Below are 21,689 nucleotides of genomic sequence, written 5' to 3' on the forward strand. Positions count from 1 at the left end.
TCATGTGGTTAACGCTCATCAAACGATAGCGTAACCGAAGCGCTGACGGGGCGGCACTGGCAGGTCAGCACAAAGCCCTGCGCGACCTCGGAGGCATTGAGCGCGAAATTGCGCTCCATGCGCACCTCCCCGCCCAGGCATTTGGCGCGGCAGGTTCCGCACACGCCCGAGGTACAGGAGAACGGCAGCTCCAGCCCCGCGGCCTCCGCAGCCTGCAGCAGGCTGTCATGCCGGGCCTGGAACGGAAAGCTGCGCTTCAACCCGTCGCGGATCAAGGTGATCTGCGCCGCCTGCGCGTCGTGGGAGCGCTGCGCCGCCAGCACCGCAGAGGCGGCAGGCAGCACCCCGAAGCGCTCGATATGGATATGCTCGGCCGCCAGCCCTGCGTCCTGCAGCGCGGCCTCGGCCTCGTCGTTCATCTGGTAGGGGCCGCAGACAAAGGCTTCGTCGATCCCGGCGGGCGGCACCACCGAGGCCAGAAACTCCGCGATCTTGGCGCGGTTCATCAGGCCCATATTGAGCGGCGCATCGGTGTCTTCGGCCGAGAACACATGGTGCAGCACCAGACGCGTCAGATAGCGGTTCTTGAGGTCTTCGAGCTCCTCCTTGAACATGCTCGACTGCAGGCTGCGATTGCCGTAGATCAGCGTGAAGCGGCTGCCGGGCTCGCGTGCCAGCACGGACTTCATGATCGACAGAATCGGCGTGATGCCGCTGCCTCCGGCAATGCCGAGATAGTGGCGCCTGGCCTCGGCCTCGATGGGCACGAAAAACCGGCCCTGCGGCGGCATCACCTGGATCTGGTCGCCGGCCTTGAGGCTGGTGTTGACCCAGTTGGAGAACACCCCTCCGGCCACGCGGCGCACGCCCACGCGCAGCTCGTCGTCGTCCACGCCCGCGCAGATCGAGTACGAGCGGCGCAGGTCCTGGCCATCGATCTCGGCGCGCAGGGTCAGGTACTGGCCCTGGATGAACGCGAAGCGCTCGCGCAGGTCCGCGGGCAGCTCAAAGCACACAATCGCCGCCTCGGCCGTATCGGGCTGCACGGAGCGCACCGTCAAGGGGTAAAACAAGGTACTCATGGGCGTCTTTCGCTGACCTAGATCGGTTTGAAGTATTCGAAAGGCTCGTGGCAGCTCACGCAGCGGTACAGGGCCTTGCAGGCCGTCGAGCCATAGGCGGACAGCCGCTCGGTCTGCGCGCTGCCGCAGCGCGGGCAGGGCACGGCTTCATCCGTACGCGGCCGGTACTGCGCACGCGGCACAAAGCGCAGGGTCACGGGCTCGTGCGGCCGCACGGCACCGGGGGGGGCAATGCCGTAGGCACGCAGCTTGTCCCGGCCTGCGGGCGTGATCCAGTCCGTGCTCCAGGCCGGTGCGCGCTGCAGCCGCACCCGCACCGGCCCCAGGCCGGCACGCTGCAACCCTTCCACCACGCTCTGCTCTATCGCTTCGGTCGCCGGGCAGCCGGAATAGGTGGGCGTAATGGCGATTTCCAGCCCTTCGCCGCTCTCTGCCACCGAGCGCACCATGCCCAGATCGCAGAGGCTCACCGCAGGCACTTCCGGGTCCGGAATCTGTGCAAGCACGGCCCAGGCATGGGCCACACGGGCCGACTCTGCCATGGCGGCGGCCTTCATCACCAGGCTCCACCCGGATAGGCGCGCTGCAGATGCTGCATCTCGGCCAGCATATAGCCCAGATGTTCGCTGTGCACGCCGCGCTTGCCGCTGCTCACAAAGGCCGAGTCCTGGGGCAGCCGCAGGTTTGCGGCCTCCAGCACGGATTGCATCTCGGCCAGCCAGGATGGCTGCAGGCTCTCCCAGCGCGGCCCCAGGCCGGTTTGCTCGGCATGCAGGTCCACGGTGTCGCTGCTGAACAGCTCGGGCGTGTAGTGCCACAGCGCATCCACCGCGGCCTGGGCGCGCCGGTGGGATTCCTGAGTGCCATCGCCCAGGCGCACCACCCAGTCGGCCGCATGCTCCTGGTGGTAGCGTGCCTCCTTCAAGGCCTGGCCCGCAATCGCCGCCAGCTCGGCATTGCGGGACTGCAGCAACTCGCGCCACAGCAGGCTCAGAAAGGTGGCAACCAGGGTGTTGCGCAGCACGGTGAATGCGAAATCGCCACGCGGCAGCTCGACCAGCGTGGGGTTGTAGTAGTGGCGCTCCTCGCGCAGAAAAGCCAGCTGGTCTTCGTCATGGCCGGACGGCTTGCCGGCCAGGGTCAGCACGGCGCGGGCCTGGCCGATCAGATCCAGCGCCATATTGGACAGCGCGATGTCTTCCTCGAGTACGGGCGCATGGCCGCTCCACTCGGCGATGCGCTGGGCGAGGATCAGGCAGGTATCGCCTATGCGCAGCAGATACTGCTGGGCCGGATCCTGGGGCAAGGTGATGCTGTGTTGCATGGCGCCCTCACATGTGGTTGACGGCCTGGGGCAGCTGGTAGAACGAAGGATGGCGGTACACCTTGTCCTGCGCCGGGTCGAAGAACATGTCCTTGTCGCCGGGGTCGCTGGCCACGATCTGCTCGGACCTGACGACCCAGATGCTCGTGCCCTCCTGCCGGCGCGTGTACACATCGCGCGCCATCTGTATGGCCATGGCCGCATCGGCCGCGTGCAGGCTGCCGCAGTGCTTGTGATCCAGGCCGGCCTTGCTGCGGATGAAAACCTCCCACAGCGGCCATTCGTGTTGAGGGCCGCTGCCGGCCGTGGTTTCGGAAGCTGTGCTCATGACGGACTCCACAATTCGGACATTGATATTCAGGCTTGCCGGCGCGCACGCTCGGTCTGCCTGGCTGCATGGGCCAGGGCCGCATCGCGGACCCAGGCGCCGTCCTCCCAGGCCTTGACGCGCGCGCTCAGGCGTTCGCGGTTGCAGGGGCCGTCGCCGCCCACCACGCGCCAGAACTCGCTCCAGTCGATGGCGCCAAAGTCGTAGTGCTGGCGCGCCTCGTTCCAGCGCAGCTCGGGGTCGGGCAGGCTCACGCCCAGCACCTTGGCCTGCTCCACCGCCGCGTCGACGAATTTCTGGCGCAGCTCGTCGTTGCTGATGCGCTTGATGCCCCAGCGCATGGACTGCGCGGAGTTGGGCGACTGGTCGTCGGGCGGGCCGAACATCATCAGGGTCGGCCACCACCAGCGGTTCACCGCATCCTGCACCATGTCCTGCTGCGCCGGTGTGCCCCGCTGCATCATCACCAGCAGGCTGTCGAAGCCCTGGCGCTGATGGAAACTCTCCTCGCGGCAGATGCGGACCATGGCGCGCGCATAGGGGGCGTAGGAACAGCGGCAGATCGGCACCTGGTTCATGATGGCCGCGCCGTCCACCAGCCAGCCGATCACGCCCACATCCGCCCAGCTGAGCGTGGGATAGTTGAAGATGGAGCTGTACTTGGCCTTGCCGCTGTGCAGCGCCTCCAGCATCTGGTCCCGGCTGCTGCCCAGGGTTTCCGCCGCCGCATACAGATACAGGCCGTGGCCGCCCTCGTCCTGCACCTTGGCCAGCAAAATGGCCTTGCGCTTGAGCGTGGGCGCACGCGTGATCCAGTTGCCCTCGGGCAGCATGCCGACGATCTCCGAATGCGCATGCTGGCTGATCTGGCGCAGCAAGGTCTTGCGGTAGTTCTCGGGCAGCCAGTCCTTGGCCTCCATGAACTCGCCCGCGTCGATGCGCGCATCGAAGCGCTGCTGCAGTGCGATCTCCTCGGCGCTGCGCAGCAGCGGAGCCTCGCTTTTGCCTTCCTTGGCCATCAGATCCATGGCTTGGGTGTACATGGGTCGAACCTCCTTCAACGGGGACGCTTGTCGATCACGCGGCGGGCTTTGCCGACCAGGGTGCGCTCTATGGAATCGGAGTTCAGCACCTCCACCGCCGTGCTGATGCCTATCATGGTCTTGATGCGCTGCTGCACCCAGTCGGCCAGCTGCTGCTTTTCGCCGCCACCGCCGGGCTGCAGCTCGCAGCGCACCGCCACCCGGTCCAGATTGCCGTCGCGCGTGACCACGATCTGATACTGGCCCGAAAGCTGCGGGCTTTGCAGCACGATCTCCTCGATCTGCGTGGGAAAGACGTTGACGCCGCGGATGATGAGCATGTCGTCCGAGCGGCCCACGATCTTGCCCATGCGGCGAAACGACCGCGCCGTGGGCGGCAGCAGCCGCGTCAGATCCCGCGTGCGGTAGCGGATGATGGGCATGGCCTCTTTCGACAGAGAGGTGAACACCAGTTCGCCCTCGCTGCCTTCGGGCAGCACAGCGCCGGTGTCGGGGTCGATGATCTCGGCATAGAAATGGTCTTCCCAGATCACCGGCCCGTCCTTGGTCTCCACGCACTCGCTGGCCACGCCCGGCCCCATGACTTCCGACAGGCCGTAGATATCGACGGCATCCAGGCCGCCCTTGGTTTCCAGCTCCTGGCGCATGGCCTCGGTCCAGGGTTCGGCGCCGAAGATCCCGGTGCGCAGCGAACTCCGGGCCGGATCCAGCCCCTGGCGCCGCATCTCCTCGATGATCACCTGCATGTACGAGGGCGTGACCATGATGATGTCGGGCTTGAAGTCGGCGATCAGCTGCACCTGTTTTTCGGTCTGCCCGCCGGACATGGGGATCACGGTGCAGCCGGCGCGCTCGGCGCCGTAGTGGGCCCCCAGGCCGCCGGTGAACAGGCCGTAGCCGTAGGCCACATGGATCAGGTCCCCGGCGCGGCCGCCGGCAGCGCGGATGGAGCGCGCCACCAGCTCCGCCCAGACATCGATGTCCCGCTTGGTATAGCCGACCACCGTGGGCTTGCCCGTGGTGCCGCTGGAGGCATGGATGCGCGCGACCTGCTGGCGCGGCACGGCAAACATGCCGAACGGGTAGTTGTCGCGCAGATCCTTCTTGGTCGTGAACGGAAACTTGGCAATGTCCGCCAGAGTCTTGAGATCCGCGGGGCTCACGCCCCTGGCATCGAAAGCCTGGCGGTAGTGCGGCACCCTGTCATAGGCATGCTGCAGCGTCCAGCGCAGGCGCTGCAGCTGCAGGGCTTCGATTTCATCGCGGCTCGCGGTTTCTATGGCGTCGAGCGCGCAGCTCTGGTGATGGCGTGCATCCATGTTTGGCCTCCGTGTCTTGCGCCTCAGGCGGGCCTGACGGGCACGCTGGGCTTGCCCTTCATCGAGTAGGACCGGCCGCGGAATATGGCGATCAGCTGTCCCTGGCGGTTGCGTATCGTCACGTCGTACACGCCGGTGCGGCCCGCCTGCGACTGCTCGCGCGCCTCGGCCACCAGCATGTCGCCGGGCCGCCCCGGGGCCACGAAATCCACCGACAGACCCGAAGCCACCGTCATCTCGTTGCGCGTGTTGCAGGCATAGGCAAACGCCGTGTCGCCCAGGGCGGTGATAAAGCCGCCGTGGCAGGTATCGAAGCCGTTGAGCATGTCGTCGCGCACCGGCATCTCAATCGTCGCCTCGCCGGGCGCGATATGGGTGATGCGCATATTCAGCGCCTGAGCGGCGCGGTCGCGGGCAAACATGCCGTCGCGCACCAGTTCCGCGGTTTGCTGTGGAGTCATGGCCTGGGCTCGCTTTCAACGATCGGTGAACGCCGGTGCACGCTTGGCCATGAAGGCCGAGACACCTTCCAGATAGTCGTGGGCCGAGCCCAGTGCCTTCTGTTCGCGAGCTTCCAGCGCCAGCGACTCGCCAAAGCTCAGATGCTGGGCCGCATCGACGGCCTGGCGCGTGGCGACCAAGGCCTTGGTCGGCATGGCGGCCAGCCTGGCCGCCGTCTCCGCCACCGCGAGCTCAAAATCCGCATCGGGCAGGCAGCGCCAGATCAGCCCCATGGCCTGGGCCTCGGCAGCGGACAGCTTGTCGCCCAGCAAGGCCAGGCCCAGCGCGCGCTGCCGTCCCACCAGGCGCGGCAGCAGCCAGGTGCCGCCGCTGTCGGGCAGCAATCCGATCTTGGTGAAGGCCTGGATAAAGCTCGCCGATTCGGTCGCCACGACCAGATCGCAGCCCAGGGCGATATTCGCGCCCGCCCCCGCGGCCACGCCGTTGACGGCGGCGACGACGGGCATGGGCATGGCACGCAGCTGCTCGCACAGCGGCTTGTAGCAGCGTTCTATCAGCAGGCTCAGATCCGTGGGCGGCTGGCCCGCTGCCGCAGGCGCCGCGCCCTCATCCGCCAGATCCTGGCCCGCGCAGAACCCGCGTCCGGCCCCGGTCAGGACCACGCAGCGCACGCCGGGATCGGCCGCGGCCTGCTGCAAGGCCGCCAGCAGTTCGACATGCATGGCCTGCGTCAGGCTGTTGAGTGCTTTGGGACGGTTCAGCGTCAAGGTGCGCACCGCACCATGCTGCCCAAGCAGAACGAGGGACTCCGACATGCTCACTCCTGTGACAGGGTTGGCTTGCGGCAGATCAAACAAAATCTACCGAACGGTCGGGAAATAGTATTCCCGCTCTGATCTGCATCAAATCAGAGCAAACCCGTAACCCTGGCCGCCCATACATGCACAGAGGTGTGGACAGCTGCTCGGGATTGCTGCAGCCGCCGGCACCGGAGTGGGCGACAATCGGTACATGAGTTTCGCCCCCCTGACCAATGACACCTTCCTGCGCGCCTGCCGTCGCCAGGCTACCGACTACACGCCGCTGTGGCTGATGCGCCAGGCGGGCCGTTATCTGCCCGAGTACCGCGACACGCGCGCCAAGGCCGGCAGCTTCATGGGCCTGGCCACCAACGTGGACTACGCCACCGAGGTCACGCTGCAGCCGCTGGAGCGCTTTCCGCTGGACGCGGCCATCCTGTTCTCCGACATCCTCACCGTGCCCGACGCCATGGGCCTGGGCCTGTCCTTCGCCCAGGGCGAGGGACCGAAGTTCGCCAAGGTGGTGCGTGACGAAGCGGCCGTGGCCGAGCTGGCCGTGCCCGATATGGACAAGCTGCGCTATGTGTTCGATGCCGTCACCAGCATCCGCCGCGCGCTCAATGGCCGCGTGCCGCTGATCGGCTTCTCGGGCAGCCCCTGGACCCTGGCCTGCTATATGGTCGAGGGCGGCGGCAGCGACGACTACCGTCTGGTCAAGAGCCTGATGTATGCGCGCCCCGACCTGATGCACCGCATTCTGGAAGTGAATGCCGACAGCGTGGCGCTTTATCTGAATGCCCAGATCGACGCGGGCGCCCAGGCCGTGATGATTTTCGACAGCTGGGGCGGCGTGCTGGCCGACGGCATGTTCCAGCAGTTCAGCCTGGCCTATACCAAGCGCGTGCTGGCCCAGCTCAAGCGCACCGGCGTGGACGGCCAGGACGTGCCGCGCATAGTCTTCACCAAGGGCGGCGGCATCTGGCTGGCCGACATGAACACGCTGGACTGCGAGGTCCTGGGTCTGGACTGGACCGCCAACCTGAGCCAGGCACGTGCCATGGTCGGCGGAAAGGTCGGCGGCCCCGGCAAGGCGCTGCAGGGCAATATCGACCCCAATGTGCTGTTTGCCCCACCCGATCAGGTGGCGGCCCAGGCGCGCGCCGTGCTCGACAGCTTTGGCAAGCCCCACACGGACAAGAGCAGCACCGGCCCTACGCATATCTTCAACCTCGGCCATGGCATCAGCCAGTTCACTCCGCCCGAGCATGTGGCGGCGCTGGTCGAGACCGTGCACAGCTACTCGCGTCAGCAGCGCGGCTGAACTGCGGGCGGCGCCAAGTGCCCGAACCGGCACTTGGCCCCATCACCCCTCAAAATTAAAAGGTTATTGAGCGACATTCATGCCCCGACAGGCCGCATGAAACTTCATAACCCATTGATTTTTATAAATTTATTTGTAAATTTCAGAATTTCCCAGGGAAACGGGATTTCAGGATTTTTTTATTTCCAGCCCCCGGCTGCAGCGCAAATCCCAAGTTATCCACATGTGGAGTTCTGCAACGCAGGCAAAGCATGCAGGCTTCAGCCATTAGCGCTACTTTTTTGTAGATTTGTGGCCTAGACAAAAGCATTTGCAGGCTTTTAGGTCTAGGGAGCTTCGCGCTTGACAGTGGGCCGCAGCCTGATTTATGCACAGATGCGGGAAAGCAGACCCTGGGTAACAACCGCCTCGAAGGCGGCCTAGCCATCACTCGCATTCGCTCATAAGTTATTGTTCTATTTATATTTTTCATTCCACAACGGTTTACCTCCAGATTCATATCCGTGCTGCAGTGCATTTGACAGGCTTTCTGCCCGCACTTTTCCCCACAAAGTTATCCACAAGCAGCAAAGCCTTGGCTGGCGTCAAAATCTGCTATAGCTCTGATGGAAACCGGCGCAGCAGGCGCCGGAACAGACGCCGCCCCGACCCTCCATGCCTCATATCGTTCACGTTGCCGTCCAGACGCCGGCCCACAGCGCTGTGGGCGAATTGCTCAGCTACAGCTGCGACGAGGCGCTGCCGCCCGGCACCCTGGTCCGCGTCCCCCTGGGCAAGCGGGAGCTGCTGGGCGTGGTCTGGGAGGCACCTGCCACGCCCGATGCCATTCCCGACGGAGTGGAGCTGCGCGGCATCGCCGCCGTGCTGCGAGGCATAGAGCCTCTGAGCCTGGGCTGGCGGCGGCTGGTGAGCTTTGCCGCCCACTATTACCAGCGCAGCCTGGGAGAGATCGCGGTGACGGCTCTGCCGCCGCAGCTGCGCGATATGACGCCCGAGCAGCTGGCGCGACGCCTGGCCCCGCCCAAGGCCGCCAAGAGCGGCAAAAGCCGGAAAGCCAAGACCGAGGAAGGCATCGAGAAAGCCGCAATCGATACGCCCCCTCCTCCAGATACTCCTTTGCTGGCACTGAGCGCCGAGCAGGCTGCGGTATTCACGCAGATTGAGCAGAACCCCGGACCTTTTCTGCTCTACGGCAGCACGGGCAGCGGCAAGACCGAGGTCTATCTGCGCGCCGTGCAGGCCGTGCTGGACGCCAACCCCGAGGCTCAGGCCCTGGTCATGGTGCCCGAGATCAATCTCACGCCCCAGCTCGAGCAGCGCTTCATCGCCCGCTTCGTGCCCCAGTACGGCCAGGATGCCGTGGTCAGCATGCACAGCGGCATGACCCATCCGCAGCGGCTCAAAAGCTGGCTGGCCGCGCATACGGGCCGCGCGCGCATCGTGCTGGGCACGCGCATGGCGATTTTTGCGAGCCTGCAGCAGCTGGCGCTGATCGTGGTCGACGAGGAGCACGACGCCAGCTACAAGCAGCAGGAGGGCGCACGCTATTCGGCACGCGATCTGGCCATCTGGCGTGCCCGCGACAGCGGGTCCAAAGTCATTCTGGGCAGCGCCACGCCTTCGCTGGAAAGCTGGCATGCGAGCGACCCCGAGGTGGGCCGCTATCTGCGGCTGGCCATGCCCAGCCGTATCGGGTCCGCCAGCCTGCCCCGGGTGCGGCTGGTCGACATGAGCCAGCAGCCGCGCCGGGCCGTGTTCTCGCCGCCGCTGATCGAGGCCATCACCGAGCGCGTGCGGCGCGGCGAACAAAGCCTGATCCTGCTCAACCGCCGCGGCTTTGCGCCCGTGCTGTTCTGCGCCGACTGCAACTGGAAAAGCGACTGCCCGCATTGCAGCGCCCACCAGGTGTTCCACAAGGGCGACCGCACTCTGCGCTGCCACCACTGCGGCTTTACCCAGCGCGTGCCGTTTGTCTGCCCCGGCTGCGGCAACCCCGACATACTGCCGCTGGGCAAGGGCACGGAGCAGTTGCAGGAAGAGCTGGAGCGGCTGCTGCGCAATGTGCAGCGCCCCGACGGCGATCCGGCCCGCGTGGCGCGCATCGATGCCGACACCACAAAGGCCAAGGGCAGCCTGGCGGAACAGCTGGCCCAGGTCCATGCGGGCGACGTGGACGTGCTGGTCGGCACGCAGATGGTGGCCAAGGGCCATGATTTCCGGCGCATCACGCTGGTGGCCGCCGTCCAGCCCGACAGCGCGCTGTACTCCAGCGACTACCGCGCACCCGAGCGCTTGTTCTGCCTGCTGATGCAGGCAGCGGGCCGGGCCGGGCGCGACGCGCAATATGTGCAGGCCCAGGGCAGCCACCCGGAGATGTGGATCCAGACCCACGAACCGCAAAACGCCGTCTACACGGCACTGCGCAAACATGACTATCCGGCGTTTGCCAGGCGGCAGCTACAGGAGCGCCTGGACGCGGGCATGCCGCCCTATGCCTTCCAGGCCATAGTCCGCGCCGATGCGCGCTCGCAGGAGGCGGCCCAGGGCTTTCTGGCCGCGGCCACGCAGGTGGCGCGCGATGCGGGCCTGCCCTATCTCGACGAGGTCTTCATCTATCCGCCCATCCCCATGGCGGTGCAACGCGTGGCCAATGTGGAGCGCGCCCAGATGCTGCTGGAGGCCGGCAACCGCAGCGCGCTGCTGCGCTTTCTGAATGCCTGGCAGCAATACCTGCACTGGCTGCGTGCCCGGCCCGAGCACAAGGCCCTGGTGCGCTGGCTGGTGGATGTGGACCCGCTGAGCATCTGAGAGCGCCTGGCCTCAAGGCTTTTTGCGCTGCAGCCCTTTATTCTTTAGCGCTTCACGCTATCAAATCCGGTACAAGCACCAGCGCCCGGCCGAATCCATCGGGATTTGCGCGAATGTGCAGCCCGGCATGAGTATTGCATCGTGTGAAGATCGGCTCCACAAGAGGCCGGTTCTTTCAATCACGGAGCACTACTTCATGCAAAAGCAAGCCTTCCGCCAGACACTGCTGGCCGCCACCATCGCCGTCCTGGGCGTTCTGTCCTCCCCCGGCGCAGCCCTGGCTCAGGATGCATCGCCTGCCGCCATGCAAGCTGCCAAGGCTCAGGTAGCCAAGCCCAATGTGGTGGTCTTGGCCACCGGCGGCACGATTGCAGGCGCCGGCGCCTCCACCGTCAACAGCGCCACCTATACGGCGGCCAAGGTGCCCGTGGACAAGCTGCTGGCCGGCCTGCCCGAGCTGGCCAATGTGGCCAATGTGCGTGGCGAACAAGTGTTCCAGATCGCCTCCGAAAGCTTCACCAACGACAATCTGCTGACCCTGGCCAAGCGCGTCTCGCAGCTGGCCAAGCAGCCCGATGTGGACGGCATCGTCATCACCCACGGCACGGACACGCTGGCCGAAACCGCCTACTTCCTGAGCCTGACGGTGCATACCGACAAGCCCATCGCCGTGGTCGGCAGCATGCGCCCCGGCACGGCCCTGTCGGCCGACGGCGCGCTGAACCTGCTCAATGCCGTGAGCGTGGCCGGCTCCAAGGACGCCAGGGGCAAGGGCGTGTTCGTCACCATGAACGACGAGATCAACACCGCCCGCGATGTGAACAAGGACATCAACATCCAGACCAGCGCCTTCCACAGCCAGTGGGGCCCGCTGGGCATGGTGGTTGAAGGCAAGAACTACTGGTTCCGTGCGCCCGTCAAGCGCCACACCATGAACTCCGAGTTCAATATCGACAACATCGACAAGCTGCCCCAGGTGGACATCGTCTATGCCTATGGCAATGTCCAGCCCACGGCCGTGAATGCGCTGGTCAGCAGCGGCGCCAAGGCCATCGTCCATGCGGGCACGGGCAATGGCTCGGTGGCCGACCGCATGGTCAAGCCGCTGCAGGATGCGCGCGCCAAGGGCGTGATCATCGTGCGCTCCTCGCGCGTGCCCTATGGCTTTGTGCTGCGCAATGCCGAGCAGCCCGACGACAAGTACGACTGGGTGGTGGCCCACGATATGCGCCCCGAAAAAGCGCGCCTGCTGACCATGCTGGCGCTGACCAAGGGCGCCAACACGGCCGAGCTGCAGCGGATGTTCTGGGAGTATTGATCCACACCCCCTGAGGCGCTTCGCGCCTTCCCCCTCTCTCGCTTTGCGGGAGGGGGACGATGCCTTCGCAGCGAGGCGGCTCTTGCTCGGCATCACTCGCAAAAGAGTCGCTGCATGCGACAAAGATTGCTTCCACCAAAACAGCGGCTTGCGCATACTGGGTGTGCGCAAGCCGCTTCTGTTTTTGATCAGATCATCAGCGCCACGGCGGCGGAGAAGCTCAGGAAGGCCAGGGTTGTGCTCACCAGGATGATGCGGGCCACGCGGCCGCTGTGGGCACCGAAGCGTTCGGTCAGCAGCGAGACATTGCTGGCCGAGGGCAGCGCGGCCAGCAGCACCAGGATGACGAAGGCCTCGCGGCCCAGCGGCAAGCCCAGGGCCATGGCGGCGCTGCCCACGGCCCAGACCAGCAGCGGGTGAACCAGGAGTTTGGCCAGAGCGATCGGCACATAGTCGCGCGCGGCCACGCGTTCGTGGCTGTTCATCTGCGAGCGCGCCAGCACCGCACCTATGGTGAACAGCGCCACGGGCGAGGCTGCAGCGGCCAGCATGGCCACGGTCTTGTCCACCGGACCGGGCAGGGACCAGCCCAGAGCCGATGCCAGGCCGCCCAGCGCTATGGACCAGGGCATGGGATTGGACACCATGCCCTTGAAAGCACCTCTGAGCGCCACGGCCGCGCCATGCGCACCCGCCGCGTCCAGTCGCGACAGCGCAATGCAGGCCGAGGTGGTGATCACCATGTCTATGGCCATGGTCACGATGACCGGACCCGCGCTCTGCGCGCCCAGCAGCGCCACCAGCATGGGCACGCCCATGAAGCCGGTATTCGGAAAGGTCGCGACCAGGGCGCCGAAGGCCGCGTCGCTCCAGCCCAGGCGCCGGCGCGTCAGCACCACCGTAGCGGCCACCATCACGCAGGCGCACAGCAGATAGACGGCCGTCACCTGGGCATCGAGCAGCTGGGCGATGGGCGTCTGCGCACCGAAGCGAAACAGCATGCAGGGCAGCGCGAAATACAGCACGAAGGCATTGAGCCCCGGAATCGCCGCCTGGGGCAGAACGCCGCGCCAGGTCGCGACAAAGCCGCAGGCCACGAGCGCGAAGAAGGGAAAGGTGATGAAAAGCACGGACAGCACCGGCGGATTCTCACCGCATTGCCTGCGGGCGAGGCCAGGCGCCCGCGTGAAATTTCTTGCACCCGGGGCAGGACCCGCTGCAAGGCCTGCCGATAATCCCGCGCCCGTCATCAGTTGTCACAGTCCTGCACCGGCACGATCGCGGCAAAGCGGTATGCTTCCCGCTCCCCCAACTCCTATCGCAGCCGTCCGTTTCATGTCCGCAGGTCTCAATCTCGCCCAGCTCCAAGCCGTGCATTACACCGAAGGTCCATGCCTTGTGCTGGCTGGCGCGGGCTCGGGCAAGACGCGCGTGATCACCCACAAGATCGCGCGCCTGATCGAAACTGGCCTCGCGCCGCGGCGCATTGCGGCCATCACCTTTACCAACAAGGCCGCCGCCGAAATGCGCGAACGCGCGGCCGGGCTCATAGGCCGCCAGGCCAAGGACGTGCTGGTCTGCACTTTTCACGCCCTGGGCGTGCGCATGGTGCGCGAGGACGGCCATGTGCTGGGCCTCAAGCCCCAGTTCAGCATCCTCGACCAGGACGATGTGACCGGCATCCTCAAGGACTGCGCGGGCGGCACCACCGATGCGGCCACGGCACGCCAGTGGCAGTGGACCATCAGCAACTGGAAGAACCAGGGCTGGGACAGCCGCAAGGCCCTGGCCATGGCCCAGGACGACAACGAGCGCAGCATCGCGCTGATCATGCAGCGCTATGAAGAGCGCCTGACCGCCTACCAGAGCGTGGACTTCGACGACCTCATCGGCATGCCCATGCGCTTGCTGCGCGGCCATGCCGAGGTGCGCGAGAAATGGCAGCGCCTGCTCGGCCATGTGCTGGTGGACGAGTACCAGGACACCAATGCCACGCAGTACGAGCTGCTCAGAATGCTGGTCGGCGAGCGTGCCCACTTCACGGCCGTGGGCGACGACGACCAGAGCATCTACGGCTGGCGCGGCGCCACACTGGACAATCTGAAAAAGCTGCCCGTCGATTTTCCGCAGCTCAAGATCATCAAGCTGGAGCAGAACTACCGCTCCACCAGCGCCATCCTGCGCGCGGCCAACAATGTGATCGGCCCCAACCCCAAGCTGTTTCCCAAGACCCTGTTCTCGGAGCTCGGCGAGGGCGAGCCCGTGCGCATCGTGGACTGCGACACCGAGGAGCACGAGGCCGAGCGCGCCGTGGCGCGCATCCAGGGCCTGCGCGCCAGCATGAACCCGCAGCCGGCCTGGAAGGACATGGCGATTCTGTACCGTGCCAACCATCAGGCCAAGCCCTTCGAGAAGGCGCTGCGCAAAGCCAACATCCCCTACAAGGTCTCGGGCGGCACCTCGTTCTTCGACCGCGCCGAGATCAAGGACCTCTGCGCCTGGTTCCGGCTCTGGATCAACAACGACGACGACCCCGCGTTTCTGCGCGCCATAGGCACGCCCAAGCGCGGCATAGGCCACACCACGCTGGGCAAGCTCGGCGAGTTCTCGGGTGCGCACAAGCTCTCCATGTTCGGCTCGCTGTTCAATGCCATGCTCGAGGAGGCCCTGCCCCGCAAAGCCTTCGAGAGCCTGCTGGAGTTCGGCCGCTATATCAACGACCTCGAATACCAGGCCCGCCACACGCTGGGCGCCGAGGCCGCGCGCGCTTTTCTGCTCGACTGGCTCAAGGAGATAGGCTACGAGCAGTATCTGTACGACAGCGAGGACAGCGAGTCCGTGGCCGCGGCGCGCTGGAGCAATGTGCTGGAGTTCTGCGACTGGATGTCCCAGCGCGCGGGCGGCAAGATCGAGGATGCGGCGGGAACGACCACGCAGACCGAGGTCAAGAGCCTGCTCGAGGTCTCGCAGAACATCGCCCTGCTCTCCACCATCAGCGAACGCGAACAGGAGCAGGACATGGTGGTGCTCTCCACGCTGCACGCCTCCAAGGGCCTGGAGTGGCCGCATGTGATGCTGGTCGGAGCGACCGAGGGCATGCTGCCCTTCAAGCTCGACGACGACGACGGCCGCCAGCAGAAGCTCAGCGACGAAACCGCGGCCCGCCTGCAGGAAGAGCGCCGCCTGATGTATGTGGGCATCACGCGCGCCCAGCGCACGCTGGCCGTGAGCTGGACCAAGCGCCGCAAGAAAGGCCGCGAGATGGTGGCCTGCCAGCCCAGCCGCTTCATCAAGGAAATGGGCCTGGACGCGGCCACCGCCAAGGAAGACCCGCGCGAGAAGCTGCGCAAGCTGCGCGAGGAATTTGCCGCACGCAAGGCACAGCCGGGCGCCGCAGCCGCATCCTAAGCACCGACACATGAACTACTCCTCATTGCTTCGCGCTCTTGTTTGTGGAGCGGGCATCGCGCTGCTGGGCAGCGCCCAGGCGCAGGACGGCACGACCTGCCCTTCCGACTGGACCATGAGCGATGCCCAGCTGCAGGGCCACTGGACGGCCAGCATCGAAGGCCAGCCCGGCAGCCTGAGCCTGGAGCTCGGGCCGCACCCCGAGTGGCAGGGCACGGTCAAGGGCTATGTCCTGCGCGGCGACGCACGCCTGCCCATGGTCGGCGATGTGAACGAGGGCGCGGTCACGCTGGAGGAAAGCGCCGACGGCGTGCACATCACCGGGACCTGGCTGGGCCAGGTCGTCGCCGCCAGCTGCGGCCGGGAGATACGCGGCGACTATCTGCCCGGCGAAGAAGCCCGGTCCCAGCCCTTTGTGCTGCGCAAACGCTCCGAGCCAGGCACGCCCCCATACGCCCCCAGGTGAGCATGAACCGACCTTTTCCCCTCAACACCATGGCGCTGGCCGCCCTGGCCTGCGGCACCTGGCTGCCGCCCGCCCAGGCGCAGAACACCTTGAGCCCCGAGGCCTGGCGCCAGTGCGCGGCCACCACCGACAACACGGCGCGCCTGGCCTGTTTCGACGCCTGGGCCCAGCATCAGCAGCCGCTCACGGCTCCGCCCGGCGCCAGCTGGAGCCTGCCCGAGGCCAATGCCGCAAGCGCCGGCAACAACCCCGCACCAACACCCGAGTCTGCGCCCGAGCCGGCGCCCGTGCTCGCGGCCGACACCAGCCTGGCCCTGCCCGTCACACCGACCAACGGCGGCTGCCGCGACCCGCGCTACAGCGAGATCTCGCGCTACTACGAACTTGAGCCCGGCTCGGACTGCGGCACTTTCAGCTTCCGCGGCTACCGGCCGATGTCGGTGTCTGCCGTGCTCGGCAGCCGTGTCGACACCCAGCCCTTCTCGCCCAGCCGCGGCTCGCCCGAGCCCGAGGGCTACCAGAAGCACGAGATGCGCATCCAGCTGTCGGCGCGCACCAAGCTGGCCTCGGGCCTGTTGACGGGGCCGACCTCCGGCGGCAAGGACTCGCTGTGGTTCGGCTATACCCAGCAGTCCTACTGGCAGCTGTTCAACGGCGCCATCTCGCGCCCCTTCCGCACCACGGACCACGAGCCCGAGGTGTTCTACGTCTATCCCACCGACGCGCAACTGCCCTTTGGCTGGCGCTGGCGCTACTCGGGCGTGGGCCTGGTGCACCAGTCCAACGGCCAGAGCAATCCGCTGTCGCGCAGCTGGAACCGCTGGTATCTGATGACGGGCGCCGAACTCGGCAACCGCTGGCAGCTGCAGCTCAAGGCCTGGAAGCGCATAGAGGAAAGCGCGCCCGACGATGACAACCCGCATATCCAGGACTACATAGGCCGCGGCGAAGTCAAGCTGGGCTGGAATGTCAACGACCAGAACTATCTGGGCTTCACGGCCCGCGGCTCGCTGGGCCAGGGCAAGGGTTCGGGCCGCATCGAATGGCTGCGCACCCTGGGCGAGGGCTGGAACGGCGGCAAGAGCAATCTACGCCTGCATGTCCAGCTGTTCAGCGGTTATGGCGACAGCCTGGTGGACTACAACTACAAGCGCACGGTGCTCAGCGTGGGCTTCAGCCTGCTGGATTTCTAGGAGCAGAGCAGATTGCCCCGGCGGCACATGGCTTAGGCCCAAAATCCTGAGGCCTTGAGCTGTGCCGCCAGCAACTCGGTAAAGCGTGCATAGCCTGCCGCATTGGCATGCACCTGATCGGCGCGCAACGCGCTATTACTCAGCACTTCGCTCCAGGCCTCGGCCAGCAGGGCTACCTTGTTGTCCTTGGACAGCGTTTGGTAGATGGCGTGATCTTTCATGCGCCCGGTCAGCGCTGCGCTCAGACTCAGCTCGGGCACCGCCACTAGCAACACAGGGATGGCCTTGCTTTTGCACAGCTGCAGCATGCGATTGATATCGCTCTGCACGCCTTGCGCACTCTTGCGCTGCAGCCAGTCATTGCCACCCGCGCACAAGATCACCAAAGACGGCTGATGTTCATCCAGCAGCCCGGACAAGCGCGCCGCGATCTGGCTGCTAGTCTCGCCCGAGACTCCGGCATTTACCACCTTCCAGCCTGTGCGTTCGGCCAGCATGCTGGGGTAGGCCGCGTCGGCACTGGCGCCAACGCCTTGCGTCAGAGAGTCGCCCAGAGCCAGCACCGTGGCGCCTGCTGGAATGGCCGCCGCCTTCGGTGCTTTTTTGCCGCAGGCACTCAACAACATTCCACTGCCCGCAATCACGGCGGCGGCACGAATGCCTTGAAGAACACGGCGACGGTACGAATCAAATATCGGCTGCATGGCATCTCACAAAAAATGGGGTTGCAACGTCGGGGGCAGATCCCCCTGGCCGCGAGGATAGCCCAGCCCCTGCCGCCCACAACACCTCTTGCGTCACAACAGCAAAGCCGCAATACCGCAGCCATGAAAAAAGCCACTGCGGCCAAGGCCCAGCGGCTATGTAATTACCAGATATGAATCAGTCGGGCACCACGGCCGTGACCTCGATCTCCACCTTGGCGCGATCCTCGATCAGGGCCGCGACCTGCACGGCCGTCATGGCCACGCTGAAGGAGCCGATCAGCTCGCGATAGGCCTTGCCGATCTCGGCCTGCTGCGCCAGGTACTCTTTTTTGTCGGTGATGTACCAGGTCATGCGCACGATGTGCTCGGGCCTGGCGCCGCCGGCCTGCAGCACCTCCACGATGTTCTGCAGCGCCTGGCGCACCTGGCCGGCCAGGTCGTCGGTATGGAACTTGCCGTCCGCATCCCAGCCAATCATGCCGGCCACATAGATCTGGCGGCCGCTGACGGACACACCGTTGGCATAGCCCTTGGGGCGAGGCCAGCCCGAAGGCAGCAGTACTTGCATCGTCATTCCTTTCTAAAAACCAAACTTGGACTTGCGCAACCGGCAACAAAAATAAATGCCCCCTGACCCAAGCCAGAGACGCCGAGCAAGAGCCTAAGCCGGCCGCGCCGCCTCGCGGCGGGGGCGCCCAGCCGAGGGCGTCGTCCCCTTTGGGGGAAGCCGCGGGGCCGCCTAGGCGAAGCGGCTCAGGGGGGAGTTCATTCATGCATCCAGCGCTCCATCGCGGCGCGTATATGGACGGGTATGGCGATCGCCTTGTGGCTTTGCAGGTCGGTGAACACCAGCGCCTTAGTGGCGGCCACGCGCAGCTCGCCGTCCGCGCCGCGGCAATCCACCGCCAGCGTCAGCGAGCGATGGCCCAGCTTGGCCACGCTCAGGCCGAAGTCCACGTTCTCGCCCATGCGGGTGATAGCGCGGAAGTCGCACTCCAGATGCACTATGGGCAGGCCTATGCGTTCGGTCTGCACCATGTGCGCATAAGGCAGTTGCAGGGCCTGGTCGAACCAGTCCTCCACCAGGGCGTTGAACAGCACCAGATACTGCGGGAAGAAAATAATGCCCGCGGGATCGCAGTGCGCAAAACGAATCGGCACCCGGATCACGAAGCGCCTGGAGCAGATGGTCTTTTCACTCATGACATGTGTTCCTCCATACGGAGCGCGCGCGCTCAGGCCTCGTGCAGACGGAAGCGCTGTAGCTTGCCCGTGGCCGTGCGCGGCAGCTGGTTCACAAACTGCACGGCACGCGGATATTTGTAGGGGGCGACGGTGCTCTTCACGAAATCCTGCAGCTCCCTGGCCATGGCATCGCCCGCCGCATGGCCCGCACGCAGCACCACAAAGGCCTTGACGATCTGGCCGCGCTCCGCGTCGGCCACGCCTATCACCGCGCATTCGGCCACGGCCGCATGCTGCATCAAGGCTTCCTCGACCTCGGGCGCCGCGATGTTGTAGCCGGCCGAGATGATCATGTCGTCGGTGCGCGCCTGGTAGACGAAATAGCCGTCTGCGTCCATCAGATAGGCATCGCCGGTGAGGTTCCAGCCCTGGCTCACATATTTGCTCTGGCGGCTGTCGTTGAGATAGCGGCAGCCCGTGGGGCCTTGCACGGCCAGCTTGCCCACCATGCCCGGCGGCAGCTCGCGGCCCTCGTCGTCCACCACCTTGGCCCGGTAGCCGGGCACGGCCTTGCCCGTGGCGCCGGGGCGCGCCTCCTCCTCGCGGTGCGAGATGAAGATGTGCAGCATCTCGGTCGAGCCTATGCCGTCGATGATCTCTATGCCCGTGGCGTCCTTCCAGAGCGCGCGCGTGGAGGCCGTCAGCGCCTCGCCGGCCGACACGCATTTGCGCAGCCGGGTCTTGCGCAGGCGCTCGCCCTGCTGGGCCATGACGCGGTAGGAGGTGGGCGCGGTGAAGACCACGGTGGCGCCGAAGCATTCTATGCCGTCCGCCAGCTGCGGCGGGCCGGCTTTCTCGAGCAGCACCATGGAGGCGCCTATGGACATGGGAAACAGCACCTGCCCGCCCAGGCCGAAGGTGAAGGCCACCGGCGGGCTGCCTATGAACACATCGTCGGCATCGGCGCGCAGCACATGCGGCGGCCAGCAGGCGCAAACGGCCATCACGTCGCGGTGGAAGTGCATGGTGGCCTTGGGCACGCCCGTGGTACCCGAGGTGAAGCCCAGCAGACAGGTGTCGGTGGCCGCCGTGTCCACCGTCTGGAACTGGCCCGAGGCCTGGGCCATCAAGGGCTCCAGCGCGTCGGCGGCATTGGCGGCGCCTGCGCGGCCGTTGAAGAAGCGCAGGGTCTTGAGCGTGGCGGATTTCTGCTGCGCGCCCTCCACCTCGGCCCGCAGCGCCTCGTCGCACAGAGCATGGCTGATCCGGGCGATGTCGGCGATGGTGGACAGCTCCTTGGCCCTCAGCAGCGGCATGGCAGCCACGGCAATGCCGCCGGCCTTGACCACGCCGAACCAGCTGGCGACCAGCATGGGGTTGTTGGGGCCGCACAGCAGCACACGGTTGCCCGGCACCAGCCCCATGTCCCGCGTCAGCACGTGGGCGATGCGGTTGGCGTTTTCCTGCAGCTCGGCATAGGTCCAGCGCACGCCGTCGGCCTGCACGCACAGCCGGTCGCCGCGCCCTTCCTGCACATGGCGGTCCAGCAGCTCGGCCGCGCAGTTCAGCCGTTCGGGAAACTGCAGCTCGGGCAGCTCGAACAGGTAGTCGGGCTGCAGCTCGGCGGGCGGTAGGTTGTCGGCAGCAAAGGTATCGATATGGGCGGTGTAGGTCATGGTCAACCTCGCTATCTAGGCGCTCGCGCCCTTGAGCAGTTCGCGCGCGATGATGAGCTGCTGCACCTCGGTCGCGCCCTCGTAGATGCGCAGCGCGCGAATCTCGCGGTACAGGCGCTCCACGGGCTGTTCGCTGACCACGCCCAGCCCGCCCCAGATCTGCACGGCGGCGTCTATGACCTGCTGGGCGTTCTCGGTGGCCGTCATCTTGGCCATGGCGGCCTCACGCGTCACGTTCTCGCCCTGGTCGCGCTGCCAGGCGGCGCGGTAGGTGAGCAGGGCCGCGCTGTCGATCTGCGTGGCCATCTGCGCGAGCTTGGCCTGGGTCAGCTGGAAATCGGCCAGCACCCCCTGGAACATCTTGCGCGTGGTGGCACGCTTGAGCGCCTCGTCGAGTGCGCGGCGCGCAAAGCCCAGCGCCGCTGCGGCCACCGAGGTACGGAACACATCCAGCGTACGCATGGCCACCTTGAAACCCTCGCCGGCCGCACCCACGCGCTGCGTCACTGGCACGCGGCAATGGGTGAACTTGAGCCGCGCCAGCGGGTGCGGCGCGATCACATTGATGCGCTCGGCGATCTCGAAGCCTGGCGTTTCGGCATCGACGATCAGCGCCGAGATGCCGCGCGAGCCTGGCGCCTCGCCCGTGCGCACGAAGACCACGTAAAAATCGGCAATTCCTCCGTTGGAGATCCAGGTCTTCTCGCCGTTGATCACATAGTGGTCGCCTTCCAACCTGGCCTCACAGGCCATGGCCGCCACATCGGAGCCCGCATCGGGCTCGGACAGCGCAAAGGCCGAGATCGCCTCGCCCGCCGCCACCTTGCCGAGGTAGCGCTGCTTCTGCTCCGCTGTGCCGGCCAGGCTGATGGCGCCCGAGCCCAGGCCCTGCATGGCAAACGCGAAGTCGGCCAGGCCGCTGTGGCGCGCCAGGGTTTCGCGGATCAGACAGATGGAGCGCGTGTCGATCTGCGAGCCCGCGCCGCCGAACTCGGCACCGGCCACCGCATGGCGCAGCCAGCCGGCCGCACCCAGGGCCTTGACCAGTTGGCGGCACTCGGCATCCACATCGGGGCCGTGATCGTGGGCGATATGCTGCGCGGCCCAGGCGTCGAGCTCCTGCGCCAGCTGCGCATGGCGGGCCTCGAAGAACGGCCATTTCAGATAATTTTCATCTGCCATTTCAAGTCTCCGTAATACCAAGCATCACTCAATGATTCGCCAAACCGGCACGGCCCAAGCCTGGGGC

20 protein-coding genes are annotated in these 21,689 nt (G+C 66.0%); 6 read left to right on the plus strand and 14 right to left on the minus strand.

All coding sequences use genetic code 11. The features are described from left to right. Positions 1 to 8: 8 nt before the first annotated feature. From paaE to AB6724_RS04715, 8 genes are read right to left on the minus strand one after another with little or no spacing between them, the layout of a single operon-like run. The gene (gene paaE / locus AB6724_RS04680; RefSeq protein ID WP_369337353.1) at positions 9 to 1,082 is read right to left on the minus strand and encodes a 1,2-phenylacetyl-CoA epoxidase subunit PaaE; all 1,074 of its coding nucleotides are present in this window, start codon (positions 1,080 to 1,082) and stop codon (positions 9 to 11) included. 17 nt (positions 1,083 to 1,099) lie between these two features. Next, on the minus strand, positions 1,100 to 1,639 hold the full coding sequence (gene paaD, locus AB6724_RS04685; RefSeq protein WP_439329826.1) for a 1,2-phenylacetyl-CoA epoxidase subunit PaaD: 540 nt from the start codon (positions 1,637 to 1,639) through the stop codon (positions 1,100 to 1,102). Further along, positions 1,639 to 2,406, minus strand: a complete 768-nt coding sequence (gene paaC / locus AB6724_RS04690) for a 1,2-phenylacetyl-CoA epoxidase subunit PaaC (protein WP_369337355.1) — start codon at positions 2,404 to 2,406, stop codon at positions 1,639 to 1,641. Before paaC ends, paaD begins: the two co-directional genes overlap by 1 nt. Before the next feature lie 7 nt (positions 2,407 to 2,413). Further along, on the minus strand, positions 2,414 to 2,734 hold the full coding sequence (gene paaB, locus AB6724_RS04695) for a 1,2-phenylacetyl-CoA epoxidase subunit PaaB (protein ID WP_369337356.1): 321 nt from the start codon (positions 2,732 to 2,734) through the stop codon (positions 2,414 to 2,416). A gap of 29 nt (positions 2,735 to 2,763) precedes the next feature. Further along, complete coding sequence (gene paaA / locus AB6724_RS04700; RefSeq protein WP_369337357.1) at positions 2,764 to 3,777, minus strand: 1,2-phenylacetyl-CoA epoxidase subunit PaaA; 1,014 nt, start codon at positions 3,775 to 3,777, stop codon at positions 2,764 to 2,766. A 14-nt stretch (positions 3,778 to 3,791) separates the two neighbouring features. Beyond that, entirely contained in the window at positions 3,792 to 5,096 is a 1,305-nt protein-coding gene (gene paaK, locus AB6724_RS04705) for a phenylacetate--CoA ligase PaaK (protein ID WP_369337358.1), read from the minus strand. A gap of 23 nt (positions 5,097 to 5,119) precedes the next feature. After that, entirely contained in the window at positions 5,120 to 5,557 is a 438-nt protein-coding gene (gene paaI, locus AB6724_RS04710) for a hydroxyphenylacetyl-CoA thioesterase PaaI (protein ID WP_369337359.1), read from the minus strand. Positions 5,558 to 5,572: 15 nt separating this feature from the next. After that, on the minus strand, positions 5,573 to 6,373 hold the full coding sequence (locus AB6724_RS04715; protein ID WP_369337360.1) for an enoyl-CoA hydratase-related protein: 801 nt from the start codon (positions 6,371 to 6,373) through the stop codon (positions 5,573 to 5,575). Positions 6,374 to 6,569: 196 nt separating this feature from the next. Here AB6724_RS04715 and hemE point away from each other — a divergent pair, with 196 nt between their 5' ends. From hemE to AB6724_RS04730, 3 genes are all read left to right on the plus strand, one after another. After that, on the plus strand, positions 6,570 to 7,679 hold the full coding sequence (hemE, locus tag AB6724_RS04720) for a uroporphyrinogen decarboxylase (protein WP_369337361.1): 1,110 nt from the start codon (positions 6,570 to 6,572) through the stop codon (positions 7,677 to 7,679). A gap of 654 nt (positions 7,680 to 8,333) precedes the next feature. Then, positions 8,334 to 10,487, plus strand: a complete 2,154-nt coding sequence (priA, locus tag AB6724_RS04725; protein WP_369337362.1) for a replication restart helicase PriA — start codon at positions 8,334 to 8,336, stop codon at positions 10,485 to 10,487. A gap of 196 nt (positions 10,488 to 10,683) precedes the next feature. Beyond that, the gene (locus AB6724_RS04730) at positions 10,684 to 11,805 is read left to right on the plus strand and encodes an asparaginase (protein ID WP_369337363.1); all 1,122 of its coding nucleotides are present in this window, start codon (positions 10,684 to 10,686) and stop codon (positions 11,803 to 11,805) included. A 188-nt stretch (positions 11,806 to 11,993) separates the two neighbouring features. Here AB6724_RS04730 and AB6724_RS04735 read toward each other — a convergent pair whose 3' ends face one another. Continuing rightward, positions 11,994 to 12,944, minus strand: a complete 951-nt coding sequence (locus AB6724_RS04735; RefSeq protein ID WP_369337364.1) for an AEC family transporter — start codon at positions 12,942 to 12,944, stop codon at positions 11,994 to 11,996. Between the two features lie 196 nt (positions 12,945 to 13,140). Between AB6724_RS04735 and AB6724_RS04740 the strand changes: the two genes are divergently transcribed. From AB6724_RS04740 to AB6724_RS04750, 3 genes are read left to right on the plus strand one after another with little or no spacing between them, the layout of a single operon-like run. Continuing rightward, positions 13,141 to 15,213 (plus strand): ATP-dependent helicase, encoded by a 2,073-nt coding sequence (locus tag AB6724_RS04740; RefSeq protein ID WP_369337365.1) that lies wholly within the window; start codon positions 13,141 to 13,143, stop codon positions 15,211 to 15,213. Between the two features lie 10 nt (positions 15,214 to 15,223). Further along, entirely contained in the window at positions 15,224 to 15,679 is a 456-nt protein-coding gene (locus AB6724_RS04745) for a hypothetical protein (RefSeq protein ID WP_369337366.1), read from the plus strand. Between the two features lie 2 nt (positions 15,680 to 15,681). Beyond that, the gene (locus AB6724_RS04750; RefSeq protein WP_439329827.1) at positions 15,682 to 16,872 is read left to right on the plus strand and encodes a phospholipase A; all 1,191 of its coding nucleotides are present in this window, start codon (positions 15,682 to 15,684) and stop codon (positions 16,870 to 16,872) included. Between the two features lie 32 nt (positions 16,873 to 16,904). Here the strand turns inward: AB6724_RS04750 and AB6724_RS04755 are convergent, their stop codons facing one another. The 5 genes from AB6724_RS04755 to AB6724_RS04775 form a co-directional block, all read right to left on the minus strand. Then, entirely contained in the window at positions 16,905 to 17,498 is a 594-nt protein-coding gene (locus AB6724_RS04755) for a GDSL-type esterase/lipase family protein (RefSeq protein WP_369337367.1), read from the minus strand. Between the two features lie 256 nt (positions 17,499 to 17,754). Continuing rightward, positions 17,755 to 18,147 (minus strand): RidA family protein, encoded by a 393-nt coding sequence (locus tag AB6724_RS04760; RefSeq protein WP_369337368.1) that lies wholly within the window; start codon positions 18,145 to 18,147, stop codon positions 17,755 to 17,757. Positions 18,148 to 18,344: 197 nt separating this feature from the next. Then, entirely contained in the window at positions 18,345 to 18,782 is a 438-nt protein-coding gene (locus AB6724_RS04765; protein WP_369337369.1) for an acyl-CoA thioesterase, read from the minus strand. 32 nt (positions 18,783 to 18,814) lie between these two features. Continuing rightward, on the minus strand, positions 18,815 to 20,440 hold the full coding sequence (locus AB6724_RS04770) for a benzoate-CoA ligase family protein (RefSeq protein ID WP_369337370.1): 1,626 nt from the start codon (positions 20,438 to 20,440) through the stop codon (positions 18,815 to 18,817). Between the two features lie 15 nt (positions 20,441 to 20,455). Further along, entirely contained in the window at positions 20,456 to 21,622 is a 1,167-nt protein-coding gene (locus tag AB6724_RS04775) for an acyl-CoA dehydrogenase family protein (RefSeq protein ID WP_369337371.1), read from the minus strand. Positions 21,623 to 21,689: the final 67 nt, after the last annotated feature.

The sequence above is a fragment of the Comamonas guangdongensis genome, assembly GCF_041079535.1.
Classification (GTDB): domain Bacteria; phylum Pseudomonadota; class Gammaproteobacteria; order Burkholderiales; family Burkholderiaceae_C; genus Comamonas; species Comamonas guangdongensis.